At 62.9% G+C, this 23,591-nt stretch carries 25 protein-coding genes; 20 read left to right on the forward strand and 5 right to left on the reverse strand.

Going from position 1 to position 23,591, the window contains the following annotated elements:
* Positions 1-218: 218 nt before the first annotated feature.
* The 19 genes from M2400_RS04425 to M2400_RS04515 all read left to right on the forward strand — a co-directional run bounded on the left by M2400_RS04425 (position 219) and on the right by M2400_RS04515 (position 16,502).
* Positions 219-941, forward strand: a complete 723-nt coding sequence (locus M2400_RS04425) for a beta-ketoacyl synthase chain length factor (RefSeq protein ID WP_177041160.1) — start codon at positions 219-221, stop codon at positions 939-941.
* Positions 917-1,729, forward strand: a complete 813-nt coding sequence (locus M2400_RS04430; RefSeq protein WP_201125979.1) for a 1-acyl-sn-glycerol-3-phosphate acyltransferase — start codon at positions 917-919, stop codon at positions 1,727-1,729. Before M2400_RS04425 ends, M2400_RS04430 begins: the two co-directional genes overlap by 25 nt.
* Positions 1,707-1,976 carry a phosphopantetheine-binding protein gene (locus M2400_RS04435; protein ID WP_008439197.1) on the forward strand — a complete coding sequence of 90 codons (270 nt, stop codon included), beginning with the start codon at positions 1,707-1,709 and terminating at the stop codon, positions 1,974-1,976. The genes M2400_RS04430 and M2400_RS04435 overlap by 23 nt, the downstream gene beginning before the upstream one ends.
* A gap of 9 nt (positions 1,977-1,985) precedes the next feature.
* Positions 1,986-2,240, forward strand: a complete 255-nt coding sequence (locus M2400_RS04440) for an acyl carrier protein (RefSeq protein ID WP_003209389.1) — start codon at positions 1,986-1,988, stop codon at positions 2,238-2,240.
* Positions 2,237-2,782, forward strand: coding sequence for a hypothetical protein (locus M2400_RS04445; protein WP_177114259.1), 546 nt, complete (start codon positions 2,237-2,239; stop codon positions 2,780-2,782). The genes M2400_RS04440 and M2400_RS04445 overlap by 4 nt, the downstream gene beginning before the upstream one ends.
* The gene (locus M2400_RS04450) at positions 2,779-4,449 is read left to right on the forward strand and encodes an acyl-CoA synthetase family protein (protein ID WP_259195256.1); all 1,671 of its coding nucleotides are present in this window, start codon (positions 2,779-2,781) and stop codon (positions 4,447-4,449) included. The genes M2400_RS04445 and M2400_RS04450 overlap by 4 nt, the downstream gene beginning before the upstream one ends.
* Positions 4,450-4,634: 185 nt before the next feature.
* The gene (locus M2400_RS04455; RefSeq protein WP_177041152.1) at positions 4,635-5,369 is read left to right on the forward strand and encodes a glycosyltransferase family 2 protein; all 735 of its coding nucleotides are present in this window, start codon (positions 4,635-4,637) and stop codon (positions 5,367-5,369) included.
* Positions 5,366-6,301, forward strand: coding sequence for a glycosyl transferase (locus M2400_RS04460; protein ID WP_259195255.1), 936 nt, complete (start codon positions 5,366-5,368; stop codon positions 6,299-6,301). The genes M2400_RS04455 and M2400_RS04460 overlap by 4 nt, the downstream gene beginning before the upstream one ends.
* Positions 6,285-7,826, forward strand: coding sequence for a histidine ammonia-lyase (gene hutH, locus M2400_RS04465; protein ID WP_177076064.1), 1,542 nt, complete (start codon positions 6,285-6,287; stop codon positions 7,824-7,826). The genes M2400_RS04460 and hutH overlap by 17 nt, the downstream gene beginning before the upstream one ends.
* Positions 7,819-8,244, forward strand: a complete 426-nt coding sequence (locus M2400_RS04470; RefSeq protein WP_177041146.1) for a thioesterase family protein — start codon at positions 7,819-7,821, stop codon at positions 8,242-8,244. Before hutH ends, M2400_RS04470 begins: the two co-directional genes overlap by 8 nt.
* Positions 8,245-8,276: 32 nt before the next feature.
* Positions 8,277-8,939 carry an outer membrane lipoprotein carrier protein LolA gene (locus M2400_RS04475; RefSeq protein ID WP_177041522.1) on the forward strand — a complete coding sequence of 221 codons (663 nt, stop codon included), beginning with the start codon at positions 8,277-8,279 and terminating at the stop codon, positions 8,937-8,939.
* Positions 8,929-11,247: an MMPL family transporter gene (locus M2400_RS04480; protein WP_177041144.1), complete on the forward strand. Its 2,319-nt coding sequence runs from the start codon at positions 8,929-8,931 to the stop codon at positions 11,245-11,247. The genes M2400_RS04475 and M2400_RS04480 overlap by 11 nt, the downstream gene beginning before the upstream one ends.
* Positions 11,244-11,978, forward strand: a complete 735-nt coding sequence (locus tag M2400_RS04485; protein WP_169386550.1) for a class I SAM-dependent methyltransferase — start codon at positions 11,244-11,246, stop codon at positions 11,976-11,978. Before M2400_RS04480 ends, M2400_RS04485 begins: the two co-directional genes overlap by 4 nt.
* Positions 11,975-12,460 (forward strand): hypothetical protein, encoded by a 486-nt coding sequence (locus M2400_RS04490; RefSeq protein ID WP_259195254.1) that lies wholly within the window; start codon positions 11,975-11,977, stop codon positions 12,458-12,460. The genes M2400_RS04485 and M2400_RS04490 overlap by 4 nt, the downstream gene beginning before the upstream one ends.
* Positions 12,457-13,623 (forward strand): beta-ketoacyl-[acyl-carrier-protein] synthase family protein, encoded by a 1,167-nt coding sequence (locus M2400_RS04495; RefSeq protein ID WP_259195253.1) that lies wholly within the window; start codon positions 12,457-12,459, stop codon positions 13,621-13,623. Before M2400_RS04490 ends, M2400_RS04495 begins: the two co-directional genes overlap by 4 nt.
* Complete coding sequence (locus M2400_RS04500; protein WP_177041139.1) at positions 13,620-14,081, forward strand: hotdog family protein; 462 nt, start codon at positions 13,620-13,622, stop codon at positions 14,079-14,081. The genes M2400_RS04495 and M2400_RS04500 overlap by 4 nt, the downstream gene beginning before the upstream one ends.
* Positions 14,078-14,806: a 3-oxoacyl-ACP reductase FabG gene (gene fabG, locus M2400_RS04505; protein WP_076015466.1), complete on the forward strand. Its 729-nt coding sequence runs from the start codon at positions 14,078-14,080 to the stop codon at positions 14,804-14,806. Before M2400_RS04500 ends, fabG begins: the two co-directional genes overlap by 4 nt.
* Entirely contained in the window at positions 14,806-16,032 is a 1,227-nt protein-coding gene (locus M2400_RS04510) for a beta-ketoacyl-ACP synthase (RefSeq protein WP_177076054.1), read from the forward strand. The genes fabG and M2400_RS04510 overlap by 1 nt, the downstream gene beginning before the upstream one ends.
* Positions 16,033-16,058: 26 nt before the next feature.
* Positions 16,059-16,502: a hypothetical protein gene (locus M2400_RS04515; RefSeq protein ID WP_259195252.1), complete on the forward strand. Its 444-nt coding sequence runs from the start codon at positions 16,059-16,061 to the stop codon at positions 16,500-16,502.
* A gap of 348 nt (positions 16,503-16,850) precedes the next feature.
* Here the strand turns inward: M2400_RS04515 and M2400_RS04520 are convergent, their stop codons facing one another.
* A complete protein-coding gene (locus M2400_RS04520; protein ID WP_177041132.1) occupies positions 16,851-17,741 on the reverse strand; it encodes a LysR family transcriptional regulator in 891 nt (296 codons plus the stop codon).
* Between the two features lie 124 nt (positions 17,742-17,865).
* Between M2400_RS04520 and M2400_RS04525 the strand changes: the two genes are divergently transcribed.
* A complete protein-coding gene (locus tag M2400_RS04525) occupies positions 17,866-19,140 on the forward strand; it encodes an MFS transporter (protein WP_259195251.1) in 1,275 nt (424 codons plus the stop codon).
* A gap of 28 nt (positions 19,141-19,168) precedes the next feature.
* On the opposite strand, the gene M2400_RS04530 is transcribed toward M2400_RS04525, so the two are convergent.
* The 4 genes from M2400_RS04530 to M2400_RS04545 all read right to left on the reverse strand — a co-directional run bounded on the left by M2400_RS04530 (position 19,169) and on the right by M2400_RS04545 (position 23,560).
* Positions 19,169-20,440: a type II toxin-antitoxin system HipA family toxin gene (locus M2400_RS04530; RefSeq protein WP_177114273.1), complete on the reverse strand. Its 1,272-nt coding sequence runs from the start codon at positions 20,438-20,440 to the stop codon at positions 19,169-19,171.
* A complete protein-coding gene (locus M2400_RS04535) occupies positions 20,433-20,684 on the reverse strand; it encodes a helix-turn-helix transcriptional regulator (protein WP_177076046.1) in 252 nt (83 codons plus the stop codon). Before M2400_RS04535 ends, M2400_RS04530 begins: the two co-directional genes overlap by 8 nt.
* 151 nt (positions 20,685-20,835) lie before the next feature.
* Complete coding sequence (gene hemE, locus M2400_RS04540) at positions 20,836-21,903, reverse strand: uroporphyrinogen decarboxylase (protein ID WP_259195249.1); 1,068 nt, start codon at positions 21,901-21,903, stop codon at positions 20,836-20,838.
* A 238-nt stretch (positions 21,904-22,141) separates the two neighbouring features.
* Positions 22,142-23,560 carry an FAD-dependent oxidoreductase gene (locus M2400_RS04545; RefSeq protein ID WP_259195248.1) on the reverse strand — a complete coding sequence of 473 codons (1,419 nt, stop codon included), beginning with the start codon at positions 23,558-23,560 and terminating at the stop codon, positions 22,142-22,144.
* Positions 23,561-23,591 lie beyond the last annotated feature (31 nt).

Raw genomic sequence — 23,591 nt, forward strand, 5'->3', positions numbered from 1 at the left:
AAGCAGGAATTGCCTGACACCTGCTGCCCCACCTGCATGACCGACAATCTGTAATTCTTTACAACCAATTTGTAATCACTCGTGAACAATTCTTTACCAAAGTTTGCTAGAACCCCACGGCACCGGGATAATGCGCCCCACTCGGCCATTGCTCCCTGTCCCCGTATCCGGGGCCAACAGCCGCACAAGGATGCCCGCAGGGGCGGGATAACTTCTCAGTGATCAATTTCAACATCGCCCAATGGCGCGCCTGGGCCCCAGGGCTCGAAAGCGCGGACGACTGGCGCGCCTGGTGCCGGCAGCCGACGTTGCTCGCCAGCAGCGACGCTGCCCCCGATGTGTCGTTCCTGCCGGCCATGCAGCGCCGGCGCCTGAGCCGCCTGGCGCGCATGGCCTTCAGCGTGGGCTGGCCACTGGCCGAAGGCCTGCAACAGCTGCCATTGGTGTTCGTTTCCCGTCACGGCGAAACCCCGCGCACCCTCGATATTCTCAGCGACCTGGCCAACGACGAGCCGCTGTCGCCGACCCAGTTCAGCCTGTCGGTGCACAACGCGGTGATTGGCCTGTGGTCGATCCTGCGCAATGAAACCAGCGAAATGACCGCCCTCGCCGCCGCCGGTGACGGCCTGGAGCACGGCATGCTCGAAGCTGCTGCCCTGCTCAATGAAGGCGCACCGGCTGTGTTGCTGATCATTACCGAGGAGCAGCCGCCCGAAACCTACGCCCGCTGGATCGACGACGTGCCCTTCCCCTACGCCCTCGGCCTGTTGCTGACGCCGGGCGACGAGTGGCAGCTGGAACTGAATACGGCCGCTGTCCAACCCACCACCAAAGCCCAGTGGCCCCACGCCCTGAACCTGCTGCGCACCCTGCTGAACGAACAGGGCGCCTGCCAACATGCCTGGAAGAACCGAGTATGGAACTGGCAACGCAAGCCCTGACCGAAAAGCCTCGGCAGGCCTACTACTGGCGCCTGTTCGCCACCGCTGCCGCCTTCGCCCTGTTTGGCATCGGCGGCCTGTGCTTGCGCGTGCTGGTGTTTCCGCTGCTCAGTTGCCTGCCGGGAGACGCCAAACGGCATCAGCGGCGCGCCCGCCACACCATCAGCTGCCTGTTCTGGCTGTTTATCCGCATGATGACGCGCCTGGGCATTCTGACCTACAGCGTCGAAGGCGCCGAAAAGCTCGGCCGTCCCGGCCAGATGATCATCGCCAACCACCCGTCGCTGGTGGACGTGGTGTTCCTGATCGCCCTGATGCGCCAGACCAACTGCGTGGTCAAACAGAGCCTGTGGCAGAACCCGTTCACCCGTGGGCCGGTGCGCGACGCCGGCTACATCAGCAACGACGGCAGCGCCGACATGCTCGACGCGGCCGCCGACGCCCTGCGGGACGGCCAGACCCTGATCATTTTCCCCGAGGGCACCCGCACTTCGCCGGGCCAGGCACCGACCTTTCATCGCGGCGCCGCCGCCATTGCCTTGCGAGGTGCGAGCATCATTACTCCGGTGGTGATCAAGGTCAGCCCCACCACCCTGACCAAGGCCGAACCCTGGTATCGCATCCCCAATCGCCGTTTTCACTTCAGTTTGCGCGTGGGTGCCGATATAGAACCACAGGCGTTTGCCGCACAAGGGCCCGCGCCCCAGGCTTCACGCAAGCTTAACGATTACCTGCACCAGTATTTTATTAAGGAGCTCGCCGAAGATGAGCGACCAACACCGCCTTGAGCACGACATAAAAACGCTGATCATCGAGGCCCTGGGCCTGGAAGACATCAGCGAGAGCGACATCGGCAACGAGCAAACCCTGTTCGGCGAAGGCCTTGGCCTGGATTCAGTCGACGCCCTGGAATTGGGCCTGGCAATCCAGAAAAAGTACGGCATCAAAATCGATGCCGACGCCAAGGACACCCGCAATCACTTCACCAACGTGGCCAGCCTCGCGGCGTTCGTCACGGCCCGACAGGCAGCTTGAGACCGTACCATGCAAACTCGTGACGATATTTTCAACACCTTGCGCGACGCCCTGGTGGAACTGTTTGAACTGGAACCTGAACGCGTCACGCTCGACGCCAACCTGTACCAGGACCTGGAAATCGACAGCATTGACGCAGTGGACCTGATCGACCACATCAAGCGCCAGACCGGCAAGAAAATCGCCGCCGAAGAGTTCAAGGCCGTGCGCACGGTCAACGACGTGGTCGAGGCGGTCTACCGTCTGGTTCAACCGGCCGCATGAGCCGGCTGATCGGCCTTGGCCTGTTGCTGGCGGGGCTGCTGTACCCTTTTGCGGTGTATTACGGCACGGAGCATTTTGCACCGTGGCAATTCGGCCTGCTGCTGGGCAGCCTGTGGCTGTTGCGCGCCCTGACCGGCGCCAGGCGCCCGGGCAGTCGCTGGATGGCCGCAGCGATCATCGTCTTTTGCCTGATGCTCGCCTGGTTCGACAACCCGCAGATGCTGCGCTGGTACCCGAGCCTGGTCAGCGCGTTCATGTTGGCGCTGTTCGGCCTGAGCCTGAAATACGGGCCGCCGATGGTCGAGCGCCTGGCCCGCATGACCGAGCCGCAATTGCCCGAGAAAGCGATTGTGTACACGCGCCAGGTCACCGTGGTGTGGAGTGTGTTTTTTCTGTGTAACGGCCTGCTCGCCGCCGCCCTCACCTTGTGGGCGCCGCTGAGCTGGTGGACGTTGTACAACGGCATGATCGCCTACGGGCTGATGGGGCTGTTGTTTGCCGTGGAATGGCTGGTACGACAAAGGGTTCGAGGCCGCGTATGAATTGGTTGAATCTTGAGCACTTGCTGCTTGAGCCTGTAGGTCAGCGTTGGGTCACCACCGAACCTGCCCTGGATCACCCACAACTGTGGGAGAAGTGCCTGAGCCTGGCCGCCGGCTTGCAAGCCCGGGGCATCCAGCGCCTGGCCGTGCACCTGGAAGATGCCGGCTTGCTGGCGATCGCCCTGCTGGGTGCGTGGCGCGCCGGAGTCAGCGTGTTGTTGCCCGCCGACCTGCAACCCCAGACCCGCCAGCGCTGGGACGACGCCGTCGACGCCTGGCTGACCGAGGCCGGCGACCTGGACGCGCTCTATCAAGCGCCATTGAGCGCCGCTGCCCTGGACCTGGACGCCACCTGCCTGAGCCTGTGCACCTCCGGCTCCAGCGGCGAGCCCAAGCGCATCGACAAAACCCTGCGCCAGATCGCCAATGAGGTCCAGGCCCTGGAAACCCTGTGGGGCGCCGACCTGGGCGAGGCCTGCATCATCGGCAGCGTCGCCACCCAACATATCTATGGCTTGCTGTTCCGGGTGCTGTGGCCGTTGTGTGCCGGGCGCACCTTTGTGCGCCGCCAACTGGCATTCCCCGAGGACCTGCAGCGCGCCAGCCGCGAGCATGCGCAGTTCGCCTGGGTTGCCAGCCCGGCGCTGCTCAAGCGCATGGGCGACAACCTCGACTGGCCGGCGCTTATACCGGTCAAGCGGGTGTTCTCCTCCGGCGGCGCGTTGCCCCTTGAAGCCGCCAGCAGCCTGCATCAACGCTTGCAGCAATGGCCGACGGAAATCCTCGGCAGCTCGGAAACCGGCGGCATCGCCTGGCGCCAGGGCGAACAACCGTGGCAGCCGTTTGCCGATGTGCACCTGAGTCAGGACGCCGACGGCGCCTTGCGCATTGCCTCGCCGTACCTCCCCGCCGGGCATATCGAACACACCGCCGACGCCGCGAACATCCACGCCGACGGCCGCTTCGAATTGCTGGGCCGGCTGGACCGCATCGTCAAGCTGGAAGAAAAACGCATCTCCCTGCCAATGCTCGAACAGGCGCTGGCAGACCACGCCTGGGTCGCCGAAACCCGCCTTGGCGTGGTGCAGGAAAACCGCGCGTCCCTCGGTGCCCTCGTGGTGCTCAGCAGCGACGGTTTGCATGCCCTGCGCAACCAGGGCCGGCGCACCGTCACCCAAGCCCTGCGCCAGCACTTGAGCCAACACTGCGAAGCCCTGGCCCTGCCCCGCCGCTGGCGCCTGTTGCGCCAATTGCCGTTGAACAGCCAAGGCAAGCTGCCCCAGGCCGAGGTCGAAGCCCTGCTGCTGGCACCCCGCCCGAAAGCGCCGGAAGTGCTGGAGCAAGTCGAAGCCAACGGTGAATGGACCCTGCAACTGGCGATCCCGCCGGACCTCGCCTACTTCAGCGGCCACTTCCCGCAAACCCCGGTGCTGCCGGGTGTGGTGCAAGTGGATTGGGCGCTGAGCCTGGGCCAGCAACTGCTCAAGCTGCCGGGCCAATTCGCCGGGATGGAAGTGCTCAAGTTCCAGCAACTGGTGCGTCCGGATGACCGGATCGAACTGCACCTGCGCTTTGATCAGGAGCGCGGCAAGCTGTACTTCGCCTACCGCAATGAGACGGCGGCCTGCTCCAGTGGGCGCATTCTTTTGGAGCTGGCGAGTGAATAACCCTCTGTGGCAAATCCGCTCCCTGTGGCGAGGGAGCTTGCTCCCGCTGGAGTGCGTAGCACTCCCAACCCAGGCACTGTGGTTTATCAGACAGGTCTCGGTCGCCTGTATTGGGGCCGCTTCGCAGCCCAGCGGGAGCAAGCTCCCTCGCCACAAAAAGCGTTTCTGCCAACAGGGTATCTGTTATGCATAACCCCTGCGCCCTGATCCCGGTCTACAACCACGAGGCCGCCGTGCCCGCCGTGGTGCGCACCGTGCTCGACGGCGGCCTGCCGTGCCTGCTGGTGGACGACGGCAGCAGCCCCGCCTGCGCCGCCGTGCTGGCACAACTGGCAACCCTCGACAACGTCTCGCTGCTGACCCTGCCCGCCAATCAGGGCAAGGGCGCCGCCGTGATGGCCGGCTTTCGCGAAGCCGCGCGCCTGGGCTTCACCCACGCCCTGCAAGTGGACGCCGACGGCCAGCACGACCTGCGGGAAGTCGGGACCTTCCTCGACGCCTCGCGCACTCACCCCAATGCGGTGATCTGCGGCTACCCGGAATACGACGACAGCGTGCCCAAGGGCCGCCTTTACGCGCGCTACCTGACCCACGTGTGGGTGTGGATCAACACCTTGTCGCTGCAAATCCGCGATTCCATGTGTGGCTTTCGCGTGTATCCCTTGCCGCCGGTATTGGCACTGATGGACTCGGCCAACATCGGCAAGCGCATGGATTTCGACTCCGACATTCTGGTGCGCCTGTCGTGGCGCAACCAGCCAATGCGCTGGCTGCCGACCCAGGTGCATTACCCCGCCGATGGCCTGTCGCACTTTCGCCTGGTGCACGACAACGCGCTGATTTCCTCGATGCACACCCGGCTGTTCTTCGGCATGTTGGTGCGCGCGCCAATGATCCTCTGGCGCCGGTGGCAGGCATGACCCAGGACACCCGGCACTGGGCAGACCGCGAAGAGCGCGGCAGCTTCTGGCTGATGAAATTCACCGCCTTCGCCGCCAAAGTCCTCGGGCGCCGGTTGCTGAGCCCGCTGCTGTACGGCATCGTTTTGTACTTCTTCCTGTTCGGCCGCACGGCCCGCCAAAGCGCCTGGCAGTACCAGCAACGCCTGGCCGACTGGGGCCAGCGCGATGACCTGCGCCCCACCCACCGGCGGGTCTTCGGCCAGTTCATGGCGTTCGCCGACGCCTTGCTGGACAAGCTCGACGTATGGAACGGCAAGCTGCGCCTGGAACAGATCGAAATCATCGACCCGGCCCAACTGCGCGGCCAACTGCGTAGCGAGCGCGGGCAGATGCTGGTGGGCGCGCACCTGGGCAATCTTGAAGTGTGCCGCGCCCTCGCCGAGCTGGGGGAAAAGGTCACGATGAACGTGCTGGTGCACACCAAGCACGCCGAACGTTTCAACCGCATCCTGGGCGAAGCCGGGGCGACCAATCTGCGCCTGATCCAGGTCAGCGAACTCGACCCTGCGGTATTGATGATGCTCAGCCAGCGCCTGGACGACGGCGAGTGGCTGGCGATTGCCGGCGACCGCGTGCCGCTGCATGGAGGGCGCACGGTGCGGGTGGACTTCCTCGGCCATGACGCCGCCTTTCCCCAAGGCCCGTGGCTGCTGGCCGGCCTGCTGAAATGCCCGGTCAACCTGCTGATGTGCTTGAAGCATCAAGGCCGCTACCGCCTGATCATCGAGCCGTTCGCCCAACTGATCGAATGGAAACGCAGCGACCGCCAGCAGGTGATCGCCCAATGGACCGCCCGCTACGCCGAGCGCCTGGGCCAGTTCTGCCTGGAAGCGCCCCGACAATGGTTCAACTTTTACCCTTTCTGGAAGACCGATGACGACGCATCTTGAGCCGGTAACCTTCGGCGAACTCCCTTTGCGCATCGAAGACGTGCTGGCCCTGGCCAACCGTCAGGCGCCGACTCAATTGCAAGCCGATGCCCCGTATCGCCAGCGTATCGCCAAGGGCGCGCAGTTCCTCGATTCGTTGCTGGACAAGGAAGGCGTGATCTACGGCGTGACCACCGGCTACGGCGACTCATGCGTGGTGGCGGTGCCGCTGGAGCACGTCGAAGCGCTGCCTCGCCATCTCTACACCTTCCACGGCTGTGGCCTGGGCAAGTTGCTGGACGAGCAAGCCACCCGCGCCGTGCTGGCGGCGCGGTTGCAGTCGCTGTGCCACGGCGTTTCCGGGGTGCGCGTGGAGTTGCTGGAACGCCTGCATGCATTCCTTGAATTCGACGTGCTGCCGCTGATTCCTGAAGAAGGCTCGGTGGGCGCCAGCGGTGATTTGACGCCGCTGTCCTACGTGGCTGCGACCTTGTCCGGTGAACGCGAAGTGATGTTCCGAGGCGAACGGCGCCAGGCCGCCGACGTGCACCGCGAACTGGGCTGGGACCCGCTGGTGCTGCGCCCGAAAGAAGCCCTGGCGCTGATGAACGGCACCGCCGTGATGACCGGCCTCGCCTGCCTGGCCTTCGCCCGCGCCGACTACCTGCTGCAACTGGCCACACGCATCACCGCGCTGAACGTGGTGGCGCTGCAAGGCAACCCGGAGCACTTCGACGAGCGCCTGTTCGCCGCCAAGCCACACCCGGGGCAGATGCAAGTCGCCGCCTGGCTGCGCAAGGACCTCGCGATTGATGCCCCGACCGCGCCGCTGCATCGCCTGCAAGACCGTTACTCGCTACGTTGCGCGCCCCATGTTTTGGGCGTGTTGGCCGACAGCCTGAACTGGCTGCGCTCGTTCATCGAGATCGAACTCAACAGCGCCAACGACAACCCGATCATCGACGCCGAAGAAGAGCGTGTGCTGCACGGCGGCCACTTCTACGGCGGCCACATCGCGTTCGCCATGGACAGCCTCAAGACCCTGGTGGCCAACGTCGCCGACCTGCTGGACCGCCAACTCGCCCTGCTGGTGGACGTGCGCTACAACCACGGCCTGCCGAGCAATCTGTCCGGTGCGCCGGCCGAGCGGGCGATGATCAACCACGGCTTCAAGGCCGTGCAGATCGGCACCAGCGCCTGGACCGCCGAAGCGCTGAAAAACACCATGCCGGCCAGCGTGTTCTCGCGCTCCACCGAGTGCCACAACCAGGACAAGGTGAGCATGGGCACCATCGCCGCCCGCGACGCGATTCGCGTGCTGGAGCTGACCGAACAAGTCGCCGCCGCCACCTTGCTGGCCGCCAACCAGGGCGTGTGGCTGCGGGCCCAGGCGCAAGACGCCCGCCCGCTGCCGCCGGCGCTGGCCGCCATGCACATTGAGCTCGCAAAGGACTTCCCGCCGGTGATCGAAGACCGCGCACTGGAAGGCGAACTGCGCCTGTGCCTCAAGCGCATCGCCGAGCAACACTGGAGGCTGCATGCGTAGCCAGGGCGTGTTGCATTGCGACACTGAAATCCTCGTGCCGTTTTTCGATATCGACACCATGAACGTGGTGTGGCACGGGCACTACGTGAAGTACCTGGAAGTCGCCCGCTGCGCCTTGCTGGACAAGCTCGGCCACAACTACACCACGATGCTGGAGTCGGGCTACGCCTGGCCGGTGATCGATATGCAACTGCGGTATGTGCGCGGCGCGACCTTCGGCCAGACCATCAACGTGCGCGCCAGCCTGGTGGAGTGGGAGAACCGCTTGAAGGTCAATTACCTGATCAGCGACAAGGCCACCGGCGAGCGCCTGACCCGCGCCAGCACCGTGCAAGTGGCGGTAGAAATTGCCAGCCGCGAGATGCAGTTGGCCTCGCCGAAAGTATTTGTCGACGCAGTCGAGAGGGCACTGTCATGACACACCACCCTGTGGGAGCGGGCTTGCCCGCGATGGTCGTCAACGATAACGCGAGACGCCTGACACTTCTCGGCGCCCTCAGGTTCTTCGCGAGCAAGCTCGCTCCTACAAGGACCGCGTTAATGCTGTTGTTGAGTATTCCAAGTCTGGCCCACGCCTTCGACCTGCAACAACTCAGCGATCAGCTGGCAAAACCGTCAGTAATTCACGGCAACTTCATCCAGGAAAAACACCTGCGCGCCCTGCCGCAACCGCTGGTCAGCAAAGGCACTTTCGTCCTGGCCAAGGACCACGGCCTGCTGTGGCTGCTGAAAACCCCGCTGCAACAGGACTACCGCATCAGCGCCACCGGCATCGCCCGGCGTGACGCCAGCGGCTGGCAACTGCTGCCGAACAAGAGCGCCGGTGCCGAGCAGAACCGTTTGTTCCTCGCGGTTTTGCAGGGCGACAGCAGTGGCTTGCAGCGTGACTTCGAACTGCAGCTGCAAGGCGAAGCCAGCCAGTGGAAACTCACGTTGATCCCGCGTTCGCTGCTGCTCAAACAGGTCTTCACCCAGATCAATATCGACGGCGGCGAACTGGTGCAGAAGATCGAGCTGCTGGAAACCCAGGGCGACAGCACTGTATTGCGGATGCAGGACAGCACCAGCAACCAGCCATTGAGCGACGCGGAGCAACACGACTTTGCCGAGTGAACGCTGGTTGCCGCGCCTGTTTCTTATCCTGCTGGTGGCCGTGTTGGCCCTGGCGGGTTGGCAATGGCGCCATGGCGCGCCGCTGTCGGCGAACCTGATGGAACTGGTGCCCGGCACCGCGCCGGACGCCTTGGAGCTGCGCGCCGAACAACGCATGCAGGAACCGCTGAACCGCGAAATGCTGGTGCTGGTGGGGCATGCCGACCGGCAAAAAGCCGTGGCCATGGCCCAGCAATTGGGCGAGCGCTGGCAAGCCAGCGGCCTGTTTGAAAAGGTCCAGTGGAACCTCCAAGCCGACCTCCCGGCCCTGCGTCAGCAGTTGCTGCAAGGCCGGCTGGCGATGCTCTCGGCCAAGGACCGCGAGCAGTTGATCGACGAGCCCCAGGCGTTTATCCAGCAGCGGGTCCAGGCGCTGTTCGACCCGTTCACCGGCTTTAGCCTGGTGCCAAGCCAGGACGATTGGCTGGGCCTCACCGGGCGCATCCAGAACAGCCAACCGCAACACGGCTCGGTGCAACTGGATATCGGCAGCGGCGCATTGATTGCCGATGCCGACGGCAAAAGCTGGGTGCTGCTGCGGGCGCGCACCACCGGCAATGCGTTCGACATGAAACTGCCGCTGCAAGTGGCCGAATTACTCAAGGCCAGCCGCGAGCAGGCCGATCAGCAAGGCGCGCAATTGCTCGCTGCCAGCGGCCTGTTGTACGCGGCCAATGGGCAGCAGCAGGCCACGCGGGAGATCACCTGGGTTGGCGGCGGTGCGACGGTCGGGATTCTGTTGCTGTTGCTGCTGGCGTTCCGGCGCTGGCGGGTGTTGCTGGCGTTCGTGCCGGTGCTGGTGGGCATGCTGTTTGGCGCGGTGGCGTGTGTGGCGCTGTTCGGGCATATGCATGTGATCACCCTGGTGCTGGGTTCGAGCCTGATCGGCGTGGCGGTGGATTACCCGCTGCATTACCTGTCCAAGAGCTGGAGCATGAGCCCGTGGCGCAGCTGGCCGGCCTTGCGCCTGACCTTGCCGGGCCTGAGCCTGAGCCTGGCCACCAGTTGCATCGGTTACCTGGCCCTGGCGTGGACGCCCTTCCCGGCGCTGACGCAAATCGCGGTGTTCTCGGCGGCGGGCCTGGTGGGTGCTTACCTGTCGGCCGTGTGCCTGTTGCCGGCCTTGCTCAAGGGCGTCGACCTGCGTCCGGCGCAATGGCCGCTGCGCATTGCCGAGGTCCTGCTGAGCGTGCGTGAGTCGCTGCTCAAGCGCCTGCCGAGTCCGGTGCTGTTGGTACTGGTACTGGTGTTTTGCGCCGGCGGCCTGTGGCACCTGAACAGCAAGAACGATATCCGCCAATGGATCGGTGCACCGCCGCAGTTGCTGCAGGAAGCCCAGGCGGTTGCGCGGATTACCGGGTTTCAGCCCACCAGCCAGTTCTTCCTGGTGCGGGCAGACAATCAACAACAGTTGCTGGAACGCCAGGCCGCGCTGGGCCAGCGCCTGGATCAGTTGGTGAACATGGATAAGCTCCAGGGTTACCTGGCGCTCAACCAGTTGGTCAATGCGCCCGCCGAGCAACAGCAACTGCGCGAAGCCCTGAACCAGCTGCCGCAGTACTGGCAGCCATTGTTCGACCTCGGCGTGCCCGCCACCGCACTGCAAGCCGAGCTGGCCCAGTTGCAGGCCCTCCCCACCGAAGACATCGATGCAGCACTGGTCGGCCCGCTGGCCGAGCCGTGGCGCACGCTGTGGCTGGGGAATGTCGACGGCGGCGTGGCCGCAATGGTGAGCCTGCAAGGCTTGAACAACCCGGCCTTGCTACGGGTACAGGCCCTGGATCTGCCCGGCGTGCAGTTGGTGGACCGCCTCGGCGACTTGAACCAGGTGTTTGCCGCCACGCAGATCAGCGCGGCCGAATTGAAATTGATGTCGTGCGTGTTGATCGTGCTGTTGCTGATCCTGCCGTTCGGCTTCGGCGGTGCCTTGCGCATCGTCGCCCTGCCGCTGCTGGCAGCGCTGTGCAGCCTGGCCAGCCTCGGTTGGCTGGGGCAGCCACTGACGTTGTTCAGCCTGTTCGGCCTGCTGCTGGTGACCGCCATCAGCGTCGACTACGCGATCCTGATGCGTGAACAAATTGGCGGCGCCGCCGTGAGCCTGTTGGGCACACTGCTGGCCGCCGTGACTACTTGGCTATCGTTCGGCCTGCTGGCCATTTCCAGCACGCCGGCGGTGAGTAATTTTGGGCTATCGGTGAGTTTGGGGCTGGCATTCAGCTTCATGCTGGCACCGTGGGCCGCCCCGTCAGGGACAAGGAAGAAAATATGAGCAGCCAGTATTTAAGTAAGAACTACGTCGAAGAAACCAAATTCGGCTTCTGGTTCCTGCGCAGCCACACCTGGCAGCACCATGTGCTGCGCGTGGCAATCAACGACCTGCGCAGCCTGTTCAGCGACCCGCTGCCGGTCGCCCCGGTGCTGCTGGACGCCGGCTGCGGCCAGGGCAAATCGTTCCAGTACCTGCAGCAGGTGTTCGCCCCCGAGCGCCTGATCGGCCTGGACGCTGACCCCCACAGCCTCGACCTGAGCCGAGCAGAAGCCGCGCGCCAGGGATTATCCATCGAGTTGATCGGCAGCGATTGCGCGACCCTCGATGTGCCCGACGCCAGTGTCGATGTGCTGTTCTGTCACCAGACCTTCCATCACCTGGTGGAACAACATCGCGCCTTGAAAGAGTTCTACCGGGTGCTCAAGCCGGGCGGCTATTTGCTGTTCGCCGAATCCACCGAAGCCTATATCGACACCTGGGTAATCCGCTGGCTGTTCCGTCACCCGATGCATGTGCAGAAAAGCGCAGAAGAGTACCTTGAGATGATCCGCGAGCAGGGCTTTGAGTTCGGCCCGCAGAACGTCTCGTACCCGTACCTGTGGTGGAGCCGCGCCACCGATTTCGGCCTGCTTGAACGCTGGGGCCTGCGCCAGCCACCACCGGCTGGCCAGCGCGAAGAAACCCTGGTCAACGTGGTCGCCCGCAAACCTTTAGCGAGCCCTGAAACATGATCCGAATGCTGTTGATCGGCTGCCTGTTGCTGCTGAGCGCCTGCGCCAGCCAGCCGCCGTTGCCGTCGAAAAACCCGGTGCTGAGCCTGCCGCTGCAACTGCACGTGCAGCGTGAACAGGACGGCCAGCGCCAGGACTGGTTGCTGGTGATGCAGCGCGAAGGCGGCGGGATTCGCTGGTCAATGATGGACCCGCTGGGCATTCCCCAGGCCCGCCAGAAGCTGGTCAACGGCGCCTGGCAGGCCGACGGCCTGCTACCGCCCAATCCCCAGGCCCGGGAGCTGTTTGCCGCGCTGCTGTTTGCCCTGACTTCGGCGGATGAAGTGTCGGCGCTGTACCCCGGCACCCAGGAAATGGACCTGACCCGTACCCTGCCGTCCCACTGGAAGATCACCTATCACTCCTCCCTGGTGTTTCGCGTGGACGTGATGGGGCAGCAACACCTGAGCTACCGCATCTCGCCCCTTGAGGCCGCCCGATGACCGCCTACCTCAATGCCCTCGGCGTGATCTGCGCCCTGGGCCGCGACAAGCGCGAAGTCAGCCGCAGCCTGTTTGCCGGCGACTGCTCCGGCATGCGCGCCGAAAGCGGCTGGGTGCCGGAGCGGGTGCTGCCGGTGGCGGGCGTAAAGGGTGAACTGGCGGCCCTCCCGGCCGGGCTGGAATCCCATCACAGCCGCAATAACCAGCTGTTGCTGGAAGCAGCGTTGCAGATTGACGACGAGATCCGCCAAGCGATCCAGACCTTCGGTGCATCGCGCATCGGCATCGTGCTCGGCACCAGCACCTCGGGCATCGATGAAGCCAGCCGCGGTATCGCCCATTACCTGCGGGAGAAGCAGTTCCCCGGCGACTACGACTACCAGCAACAGGAGCTCGGCGCCCCGGCCAATTTCCTCGCCGACTGGCTGCAACTGAGCGGCCCGGCCTATGTGATTTCCACCGCCTGCACCTCCAGCGCCCGGGCGCTGATGAGTGCCCAGCGCCTGCTGGACCTTGGGGTGTGCGATGCGGTGATCTGCGGTGGCGTCGACACGCTGTGCAAGCTGACCCTCAATGGATTTTCGTCGCTGGAAGCCGTCTCGGCAGAGCGCTGCAACCCGTTTTCGGTGAACCGCAACGGCATCAATATCGGTGAAGCCGCCGTGCTGTTCCTGATGAGCAAAACCCCGGCGCCGGTCGCACTGCTGGGCAGTGGCGCCAGTTGCGACGCCCACCATATTTCGGCCCCCGAACCCACCGGCAAGGGCGCGCTGCAGGCGATGCGCAAGGCCCTGGCCAGCGCAAAACTGGCGCCTGCCCAGATCGGCTACCTGAACCTGCACGGCACCGCCACACAGCACAACGACGCCATGGAAGCCCTGGCGGTCGCGGCCCTGTTCCCGGACGGCGTAGCCTGCTCGTCGACCAAACCCATGACCGGCCACACCCTCGGCGCCGCCGGTGCGCTGGAAGCGGCGTTCTGCTGGCTGAGCCTCGCCGAAGGTGGAGTGCCGCCCCATGTCTGGGATGGCCAGGCCGACCCGGCACTGCCCGTATTGAAGTGGGCGTCGTCCGGCGATGCTCTGGAAAAACGCTGCCTGATGAGCAACTCGTTTGCCTTCGGCGGCAACAACGTCAGCCTGATTATCGGAGACGCCCCATGATTGACTGGCCGCTCGCCGAACTGCTGCCTCACGCCGGTGACATGATCCTGATCGATCAGGTCCTGAGCTTTGATGAAGAACAGATTCACACCCGTCTGACGGTCAAGCCCGACGGTCTTTTCAACCGCACCGACGGCAGCCTGCCCGCGTGGGTCGGGATTGAGCTGATGGCGCAAAGCGTCGCCGCCTACGCCGGTTGCCGCGCACGCCAGAAAGGCGAAGCCGTGGAATTGGGCTTCCTGCTGGGCACGCGCAAATTCGAGTGCAACGTCGAGCACTTTCCCGCCGGCAGCGAGCTGACCATCCACGGCCTGCGCTCCCTGGAAGACGACAACGGCATGGGTGTGTTCGAATGCCACCTCACCGGCGACGGTATCCAGGCGAGTGCACGCCTGAACGTATTTCGACCGCCCCAGGCGGCCAACTATTTAGATGAATCGAAGGACACCACGCCATGACTGAATCCGTATTGGTGACCGGCTCCAGCCGTGGCATCGGCCGCGCTATCGCGTTGCGCCTGGCCCAGGCCGGGCACGACATCGTGCTGCATTGCCGCAGCGGGCGTGCCGAGGCGGATGCAGTACAGGTCGAAATCGAAGCGCTGGGTCGCAAGGCCCGAGTGTTGCAATTCGATGTGGCCGACCGCGCCAGCTGCAAGGAAATTCTTGAAGCGGATGTGGAAGCACACGGCGCGTATTACGGCGTGGTGCTCAACGCCGGGTTGACCCGCGACGGGGCGTTCCCGGCACTGTCGGAAGACGACTGGGACGTGGTGATGCGCACCAACCTCGACGGGTTCTACAACGTGCTGCACCCGGTGATGATGCCGATGATTCGTCGTCGCGCCGCCGGACGCATCGTGTGCATCACGTCGGTGTCCGGGCTGATCGGCAACCGTGGCCAGGTCAACTACAGCGCGTCCAAGGCCGGTTTGATCGGCGCCGCCAAGGCCCTGGCCATCGAGCTGGGCAAGCGCAAGATCACCGTCAACTGCGTGGCTCCCGGGCTGATCGACACCGCGATGCTGGATGAAAACGTGCCCGTGGAAGAACTGATGAAAATGATCCCGGCCCAGCGCATGGGCACCCCCGAAGAAGTCGCCGGGGCGGTGAATTTCCTGATGTCGGCGGAAGCCGGCTACATCACCCGCCAGGTACTGGCCGTGAATGGAGGCCTGTGCTGATGAAGCGCGTGGTGGTCACCGGCATGGCCGGCGTTACGTCCCTGGGCAGCGATTGGGCAACCATCGCCGCCAACTTCCGCGCCAACCGCAGCGGTATCCGGCGCATGGACGAGTGGGATCGCTTCACCGAACTGAATACGCGGCTGGCCGGGCCGATCGATGATTTCGTGGTGCCCGCCCACTGGACCCGCAAGCAACTGCGCAGCATGGGCCGGGTTTCCCGCCTGGCGGTGTGGGCGGCAGAACAGGCGCTGAAAGACGCCGGTCTACTGGGCGACGAGTCGATCAAGGACGGACGCATGGGCGTGGCCTGTGGCTCGTCCACCGGCAGCACCGACGAGATCAAGGCCTTCGGCAATATGCTGCTGAACTCGGTGGCCGAGGGGCTGAACGCCAACTCCTACGTGCGGATGATGCCCCACACCACGGCGGCGAATATCAGCATCTTCTTTGGCCTCACCGGCCGGCTGATCCCCACGTCCAGCGCCTGCACCAGCGGCAGCCAGGGCATCGGCTACGCCTATGAAGCCATCAAGTTCGGCCGCCTGCCGCTGATGCTGGCAGGTGGCGCCGAGGAGCTGTGCCCCACCGAAGCCATGGTCTTCGATGCCTTGTACGCCACCAGCCTGAAAAACGACGCCCCGCAAACCAGCCCGCGCCCCTACGACAGTGGCCGTGACGGCCTGGTGATTGGCGAAGGCGGCGGCATGCTGGTACTCGAGGAACTGGAACACGCACTGGCCCGTGGCGCGCATATCCATGCCGAAATCGTCGGCTTCGGCAGCAACGCCGACGGCCAGCACACCACCCGCCCCGAACAGAAAACCATGCGCCGCGCCATGGAGCTGGCCCTGGAAGACGCAGGGCTGCAACCCGACGCCATCGGCTATGTGAACGGGCATGGCACTGCCACCGACCAGGGCGACATCGCCGAAACCCTGGCCACCAGCAGCCTGTTCGGCAGCCGCATGCCCATCAGCTCCCAGAAGAGTTTCCTCGGGCATACACTGGGCGCGTGCGGCGCGCTGGAGTCATGGTTCAGCATCGAAATGATGAACCGCGACCAATACGTGCACACCTTCAACCTCGACCACATCGACCCGCGCTGCGGCGAGCTGGACTACCTGCAAGGCGAATTCCGCGAGCTGCACAGCGACTACGTGATGAACAACAATTTTGCCTTTGGCGGCGTCAACACTTCGCTGATTTTCCGCCGCTGGGCGTAAGTTTTTTTACTGACTGGAGAAATGGAATGTCTTCCCTGCTACGCGCAACACTGGTTGCTTTGGCCCTGTTCACCACCGCTGGCTGCACCAACAAACCGGTGCTCAACACCCAGCACGACTTGCCGGCGAACCCGCAGGTCAACGAAGAAAAAATGAAGCAGACCATCGTGGCTGCCCTGAACAAACGCGAATGGGTGGTGCAGCGCCTGAGCCCGCAACTGGTGCAGGCCGAGATCAACGTGCGTAACCAGTACCACGCTGAAATCGACATCCGCTACACGGCCACCAGCTACGCCATCACCTACCGCGACAGCCGCGACCTGGGCTACAAGGACGGCAAGATTCACCGCAACTACAACCGTTGGGTGAGCATGCTGGACCGGGACATTCTGGCGGCATTGCGCACCAATGGTGTGAGTGACAACGGGTCGGCGGCGCAGTTGTTCCAGCAGACAGGGACTTCGAAGTAGAACTGAAATACCAGAAACGACAAAGGGCGCCTTTCGGCGCCCTCTTCACAAACAGGTTGGCTTGTCATCGCCGGTTCCTGCCTGGCTCTGCGATGGCTGGTTGCCCAGGATCCTCAGAGTCTCACAAGCCCCTTTCGGGAACTCGGCCAGTATGCCTGAAAACCTGCACCCGGCAATCGGTGGCAAAGCGCCTTGCCTTGCGAAGATCAAAGGTGGGAGCTGTCGAGCTTTAGCGAGGCTGCGATGGCGTCGGCACTATCAACATTGATGTTGCCTGACCTACCGCTATCGCAGCCTCGCTAAAGCTCGACAGCTCCCACACTGGATTTACATCGTCCATGGCTTGACCTACTGCCCACTCGCCACAAGCAGCTCAACAAACGCTTTCGCCATCGGCGTCTGCTGGCCCTTGCGCTGCACCAGCCACACCGCCGTCACCGCTTCCTGGTCCAGCAAGGTTCGGTAAACCACGCCATCGATGCGGATCCGCTGATACGACGCCGGCAGCACCGAAACACCCAACCCCGCCGCCACCAGGCCGATGATGGTCATCGCCTCCCCGGCCTCTTGGGCAAAGTGCGGGCTGAAGCCGGCATCCCGTGCCAGGTTCAGCAACTGGGCATACAAGCCGCTGCCATAAGTGCGCGGGAAAAATACAAACGGCTCTTCGGCCAATTGCGCCAGGTGCAGCCCGCGCTCGCTGCCTTCCACCAACGGATGCCCGGCATTCAGCACCGCCACCAAGGGTTCGCGCATCAGTTCCACGACGCTCAGGGAATCCGGCAACGGCAACGGCCGCATCAATCCCACCTGTATCGACTCATCCACCAGCGACTCGGCGACTTCCGTACTGCTCATCTCCTGCAGATTCAGATGCACCGCCGCAAATGCCTGGCGAAACGCGAAGATCGCCTGTGGGATGCTGGAGTTGAACGGCGCGGAAGACGTGAAGCCAATCTTCAGCTCACCCAATTCCCCCAACTGCGCCCGACGCGCCACGTCCGCCGCTTTGTCCACCTGCGCCAGCACCAGACGCGCCTCTTGCAGGAACAGCCTGCCCGCTTCGCTCAGCTCGACCCGACGATTGGTACGCTCAAACAGCCGTGCGCCAATCTCCTGCTCCAGCGCCTGGATCTGCTGGCTCAGGGGCGGCTGGGAGATCCCCAGCACCTGCGCGGCGCGGCCAAAGTGCAGCTCTTCAGCCACGGCGATGAAGTAACGCAGGTGGCGCAATTCCATGAAAACCTCATTAGGTCGTAAAAGCTCTTAAACAGGTCGAACAATATATTGGAAAGAATCATTAGCGAGCTATATTCTTTTTTGCATTGCCGCCCTGGCAGCCTTTTCCTCTCCGAGGTCCCGCGTGAAATCTGCTGTCGCTCCGCTCGCTCAAGAAGTACCGCCCACCGCCCTCGATGAGGTGGTGGCACAGCTCAACGAGCAGTTCATCGAAAAAGGCACCCCGATGTTCATGCGCACGGTGCTGGCGCTGTTTTCCGGTGGTTTCGCCACCTTCGCCCTGCTCTACTGCGTGCAGCCGATGATGCCGGCGCTGTCCCACGAATTTTCCATCAATGCCGCGCAAAGCAGCCTGATTCTCTCGGTGGCTACCGGCATGCTCGCCATTGGCCTGCTGATCACCGGGCCGATTTCCGACACCCTGGGGCGAAAGCCGGTGATGGTGGCCGCGCTGTTCTGTGCCGCGCTGTGCACCATTGCCAGCGGCCTGATGCCGAGCTGGGAAGGCATCCTGCTGATGCGCGCACTGGTGGGCCTGTCCCTCAGCGGCCTGGCGGCGGTGGCCATGACCTACCTGAGCGAAGAGATCCACCCGCAACACATCGGCCTGGCCATGGGCCTGTACATCGGCGGCAACGCCATTGGCGGGATGAGCGGACGCTTGATCATCGGTGTCTTGATCGACTTCGTCAGCTGGCACACCGCAATGCTGATCATCGGCGCCCTGGCGCTGATCGCCGCCACGGTGTTCTGGAAAATCCTCCCCGAATCGCGCAACTTCCGCGCCAGCACCCTGCGCCCGCGCAGCCTGATCGACGGCTTCACCATGCACTTCAAGGATGCCGGCCTGCCGTGGCTGTTCCTCGAAGCCTTCGTGCTGATGGGCGCCTTTGTGACGATGTTCAACTACATCGGCTATCGCCTGCTGGCCGCCCCATACGATTTGAGCCAGGCCGTGGTGGGTTTGCTGTCGCTGGTGTACCTCTCGGGCATCTACAGCTCGGCGAAAATCGGCTCCCTGGCCGACCGCCTGGGCCGCCGTCGCGTGCTGTGGGGCACCATCGTGCTGATGCTCGGCGGCATCGCCCTGACCCTGTTCACCCCGCTGTGGCTGGTGGTGCCCGGCATGCTGATCTTCACCTTCGGCTTCTTCGGCGCCCACTCCGTGGCCAGCAGCTGGATCGGCCGCCGCGCACTGAAAGCCAAGGGGCAGGCGTCGTCGCTGTACCTGTTCAGCTATTACGTGGGATCGAGCATTGCAGGCACCGCGGGTGGTTTCTTCTGGCACTACGCCGGCTGGAACGGGATTGGCGGGTTTATCGTCGCGCTGTTGATCGTCGCGTTGCTGGTGGCGTTGAAACTGGCGAAGTTGCCGCCGTTGCAGGAAGCCAGGGCTTAGTTAAGCCGTGCCCCATAAAAGAGCCGCATCACTGCGGCTTTTTCACAACAGGCTTTCGTTTCATCCCAGGCCTCACCGAATCATGAAGCGCCATGGCACGCCCTGCATCCCATTCCGCCTGCATCGCTGAAAAAAGCTGCGCATCGATTCGTGATTGATGCGTGACCAACGCCTGCGACATCGCCTGCGCAACTTGCTCAATGATCAACGCCGGTTTTTCTACAGCACAGTGCTTACGCCCGAATTCAATCAGTTGCTGGCGATCGGGATAGGTCTTCACCTTGTTCATCTTGATTGCCAATGTTCGGTCAACCAGTGAGCGGCCTGACTTCGGGTTGTAATTCTCATACACCGTAGTCGTGGTGACATCGAACACCGGCGCCAGTTGCACCGTTTCGCGAGCCTCTGGATGGGTGTAAGTCACCCCGAAATTTTTCAGGTGAGCATCACCGTTACGCACCATGACCGACAGGCAGACGGAAGAGAAAAACCGTTCAAGCTCGCGCAACGGGTCCCCATATCGGCAGACTTCATTGATCACCGCCGCAAGGGTTTCATAACTCTGGGAGTACTTGTAATTGTCATGCGGGTCTTTGTTGAGGCTCAGCAGAACGGCCATGTCTTCGAAGCCCAACCTGCCGCTGGGGGTCAGGTCGAAACGCTCCATGACAAATAGATCACCCCTTTCGGAAAGCCAGAAAGGAGGCGTCTCCAGACCTGCCATCCGGGCCGCCTCCAGGCAAAGGAACTCATTCTGTGCCAAGTGGGCATACTCGTCAGCACCGGACTTTACGATAAGGTCGGAGCTGAGCATGGTTTTGCGGCTGCCGGTCAGCTTGTCCAGATCCGGCACCAGCACCTTGGGCTGCACGCCCGAAATTCCTGATTCGAAATAGGTATCGACCAGAAATTCAAAAACACCTCGGGAAGTATCTGCCGAGAGAATTTCATGGAGTCCGACCTGTGCACGAACGGCTACCGATGGCTCAGTGGGATTCTGGTAGGTGAGCCGCCCAATCTGATTACCACCGATGACCGATAACAGGCGCATTTCATCCACCTGCATATGCTTGGCCATCCGTCGTTTTATCTGATCGGCCAGAAACCCTTCCGGCACGTTCATATCGAAAATCGGATGCAGCACGTTACTGACCGACGGCGTCGGGTCATAGGGCATGACCAATGACACTTCCCGCGCGGCCTCGGCAGAATCGTAAGAAAAAGCGAACTGCGAGCCTTTCGACAATTCGCCGCAATGCCCTTGTGGGGTCATCACGTTGAGCAACTTGACCCTACTCATCATGTTCTACCAGGTCGGCAAGGGATTTGAGGTCGATGCGTTTATCCACCACTTCCAAAGCCATTCCCAATGCCGCGGTAACCCGGAATACCGAATACATTGCTACGTTTTCGCCCGCCTCAAGGCCAATGATGGTCTTGCGGTTGCACTTGGCCTTGGTCGCAAGCTGTTCCTGGCTATAGCCTTTGGCGCGACGCAACTGGCGTATTCTCTCGCCTAGAGCGGTTGGATTCGCGATGAGCATAATGTTACCTATAACGGACATTTTTAACTGCTACGTCGATTATGTCCTTCATTACGGACATTTCAACCACCATACGACTGCCGGTGCTCTCGCAAAAAATATCACCCACAAAAAAGCCCGGCATCTGCCGGGCTTTTTCATTGCCGCGTTATCACTCGTGATACTGCGCCGACAATTCATGTACCGCCCGCAGGAACGCGCCTGCGTGCTCCGGATCAACTTCCGGGGTGATGCCGTGGCCAAGGTTGAACACGTGACCGCTGCCTTTGCCGTAGCTGGCGAGGATACGCCCGACTTCAGCGCGGATGGCTTCCGGCTTGGCGTACAGCACGGTCGGGTCCATGTTGCCTTGCAGCGCTACCTTGTTGCCTGCGCGGCGACGGGCTTCGCCGAGGTCGCAGGTCCAGTCCAGGCCCAGCGCGTCAGCGCCGGCGTCGGCGATGCTTTCCAGCCACAGGCCACCGCCCTTGGTGAACATGATGACCGGCACTTTGCGGCCCTCGTGCTCGCGGATCAGGCCGCTGACGATTTTGCGCATGTAGGCCAGGGAGAATTCCTGGTACGCCGCCGCCGACAGGTTGCCGCCCCAGGTGTCGAAGATCTGCACCGCTTGCGCGCCGGCCATGATCTGGCCGTTGAGGTAGGAAGTGACCGACTGCGCCAGCTTGTCCAGCAGCAGGTGCATGGCTTGCGGGTTGTCGTAGAGCATGGCCTTGGTCTTGCGGAAGTCTTTCGACGAACCGCCTTCGACCATGTAGGTGGCCAGGGTCCACGGGCTGCCGGAGAAGCCGATCAGCGGCACGCGGCCGTTCAGCTCGCGGCGGATGGTGCTGACGGCGTCCATCACATAGCCCAGGTCCTTGTGAGGATCGGGGATCGGCAGGGCTTCGATGTCGGCCAGGGTGCTGACGACTTTCTTGAAGCGCGGGCCTTCGCCGGTTTCGAAGTACAGGCCTTGGCCCATGGCGTCGGGGATGGTCAGGATATCGGAGAAGAGGATGGCCGCATCCAGCTGTGGATAGCGGTCCAGCGGTTGCATGGTGACTTCGCAGGCGAACTCCGGGTTCATGCACAGGCTCATGAAGTCGCCGGCGTGGGCGCGACTGGCGCGGTATTCCGGCAGGTAGCGACCGGCCTGGCGCATCATCCACACAGGGGTGACGTCCACGGGTTGCTTGAGCAGGGCACGAAGGAAACGGTCGTTCTTGAGGGCAGTCATGTCGGCATCCGCAAAAAAAGTGCGGGCATTTTCTCAGAGCGCGACGCAAAAGGCACGGCAAGAGCCGTGCCTTTTGTCTATCGGGTCAATTTGTCGCAATGACTGGCATCACAAACCCCAATGTGGAATGGGGTTTGTGTGGGAGCTGGCTTGCCTGCGATGGCGGTGGTGAATTCAACATCGCTATCGCAGGCAAGCCAGCTCCCACATTTTGATCCCATTTCAACCAGGGATCAGGTCAGACTTGCAGGTAATCCAGGATGCCTTCAGCGGCATTGCGCCCTTCGAAAATCGCGGTTACCACCAAATCAGAACCGCGAACCATGTCGCCACCGGCGAAGATTTTCGGGTTGCTGGTCTGGTGCTTGTACTGGCCTTGTTCCGGGGCTACCACGCGGCCCTGGCTGTCGGTCTGGATTTCGAACTGCTCGAACCACGATGCCGGGCTTGGGCGGAAGCCGAAGGCGATGACCACGGCGTCTGCCGGGATGATCTCTTCGGAACCCGGGATCGGCTCAGGGCTGCGACGGCCACGGGCGTCCGGTTCGCCGAGACGGGTCTCGACCACTTTCACGCCTTCGACACGGTCCTCGCCCACAATGGCAATCGGCTGGCGGTTGTAGAGGAACTTCACGCCTTCTTCCTTGGCGTTCTTCACCTCTTTGCGCGAGCCCGGCATGTTGGCTTCGTCACGACGGTAAGCACAGGTCACCGATTTGGCACCCTGGCGGATCGACGTGCGGTTGCAGTCCATCGCGGTGTCACCACCGCCCAGCACCACGACCTTCTTGCCTTTCATGTCGACGAAGTCTTCCGGCGACTTTTCAAAGCCCAGGTTGCGGTTGACGTTGGCGATCAGGAAGTCGAGCGCGTCATACACGCCCGGCAGGTCCTCACCGGCAAAGCCGCCCTTCATGTAGGTGTAGGCGCCCATGCCCATGAACACGGCATCGTATTCTTCGAGCAGTTGCTCCATGGTCACGTCCTTGCCGATTTCGGTATTGAGGCGGAACTCGATACCCATGCCGGTGAAGACTTCGCGACGATGGCTCAGTACGGTTTTTTCCAGCTTGAACTCGGGGATGCCGAAGGTCAGCAGGCCACCGATTTCCGGGTTCTTGTCGAACACCACCGGGGTCACGCCGCCACGCACCAGCACGTCGGCGCAGCCCAGGCCCGCCGGGCCCGCGCCGATGATCGCGACGCGCTTGCCGGTCGGCTTGACCTTGGACATATCCGGGCGCCAGCCCATGGCGAACGCAGTGTCGGTGATGTACTTCTCCACCGAACCGATGGTCACCGCGCCGAATCCGTCGTTGAGGGTGCACGCACCCTCGCACAGACGGTCCTGCGGGCACACCCGGCCGCACACTTCCGGCAAGGTGTTGGTCTGGTGCGACAGCTCGGCGGCGGCGAGGATATTGCCCTCGGCCACCAATTTGAGCCAGTTGGGAATGAAGTTGTGCACCGGGCACTTCCATTCGCAATACGGGTTACCGCAACCCAGGCAGCGGTGGGCCTGATCGGCCGAGTGCTGGGGTTTGAAGGGTTCGTAGATTTCCACGAACTCTTTCTTGCGTTGACGCAACAGTTTCTTCTTCGGATCTTTGCGCCCGACATCGATGAACTGGAAGTCGTTATTCAGACGTTCAGCCATGTTAAAACCTCATCAAACTCTTCAGGCGCAT

Origin of the sequence: Pseudomonas sp. BIGb0558 (assembly GCF_024807515.1) — a bacterium.
Lineage (GTDB): Bacteria > Pseudomonadota > Gammaproteobacteria > Pseudomonadales > Pseudomonadaceae > Aquipseudomonas > Aquipseudomonas yamanorum_A.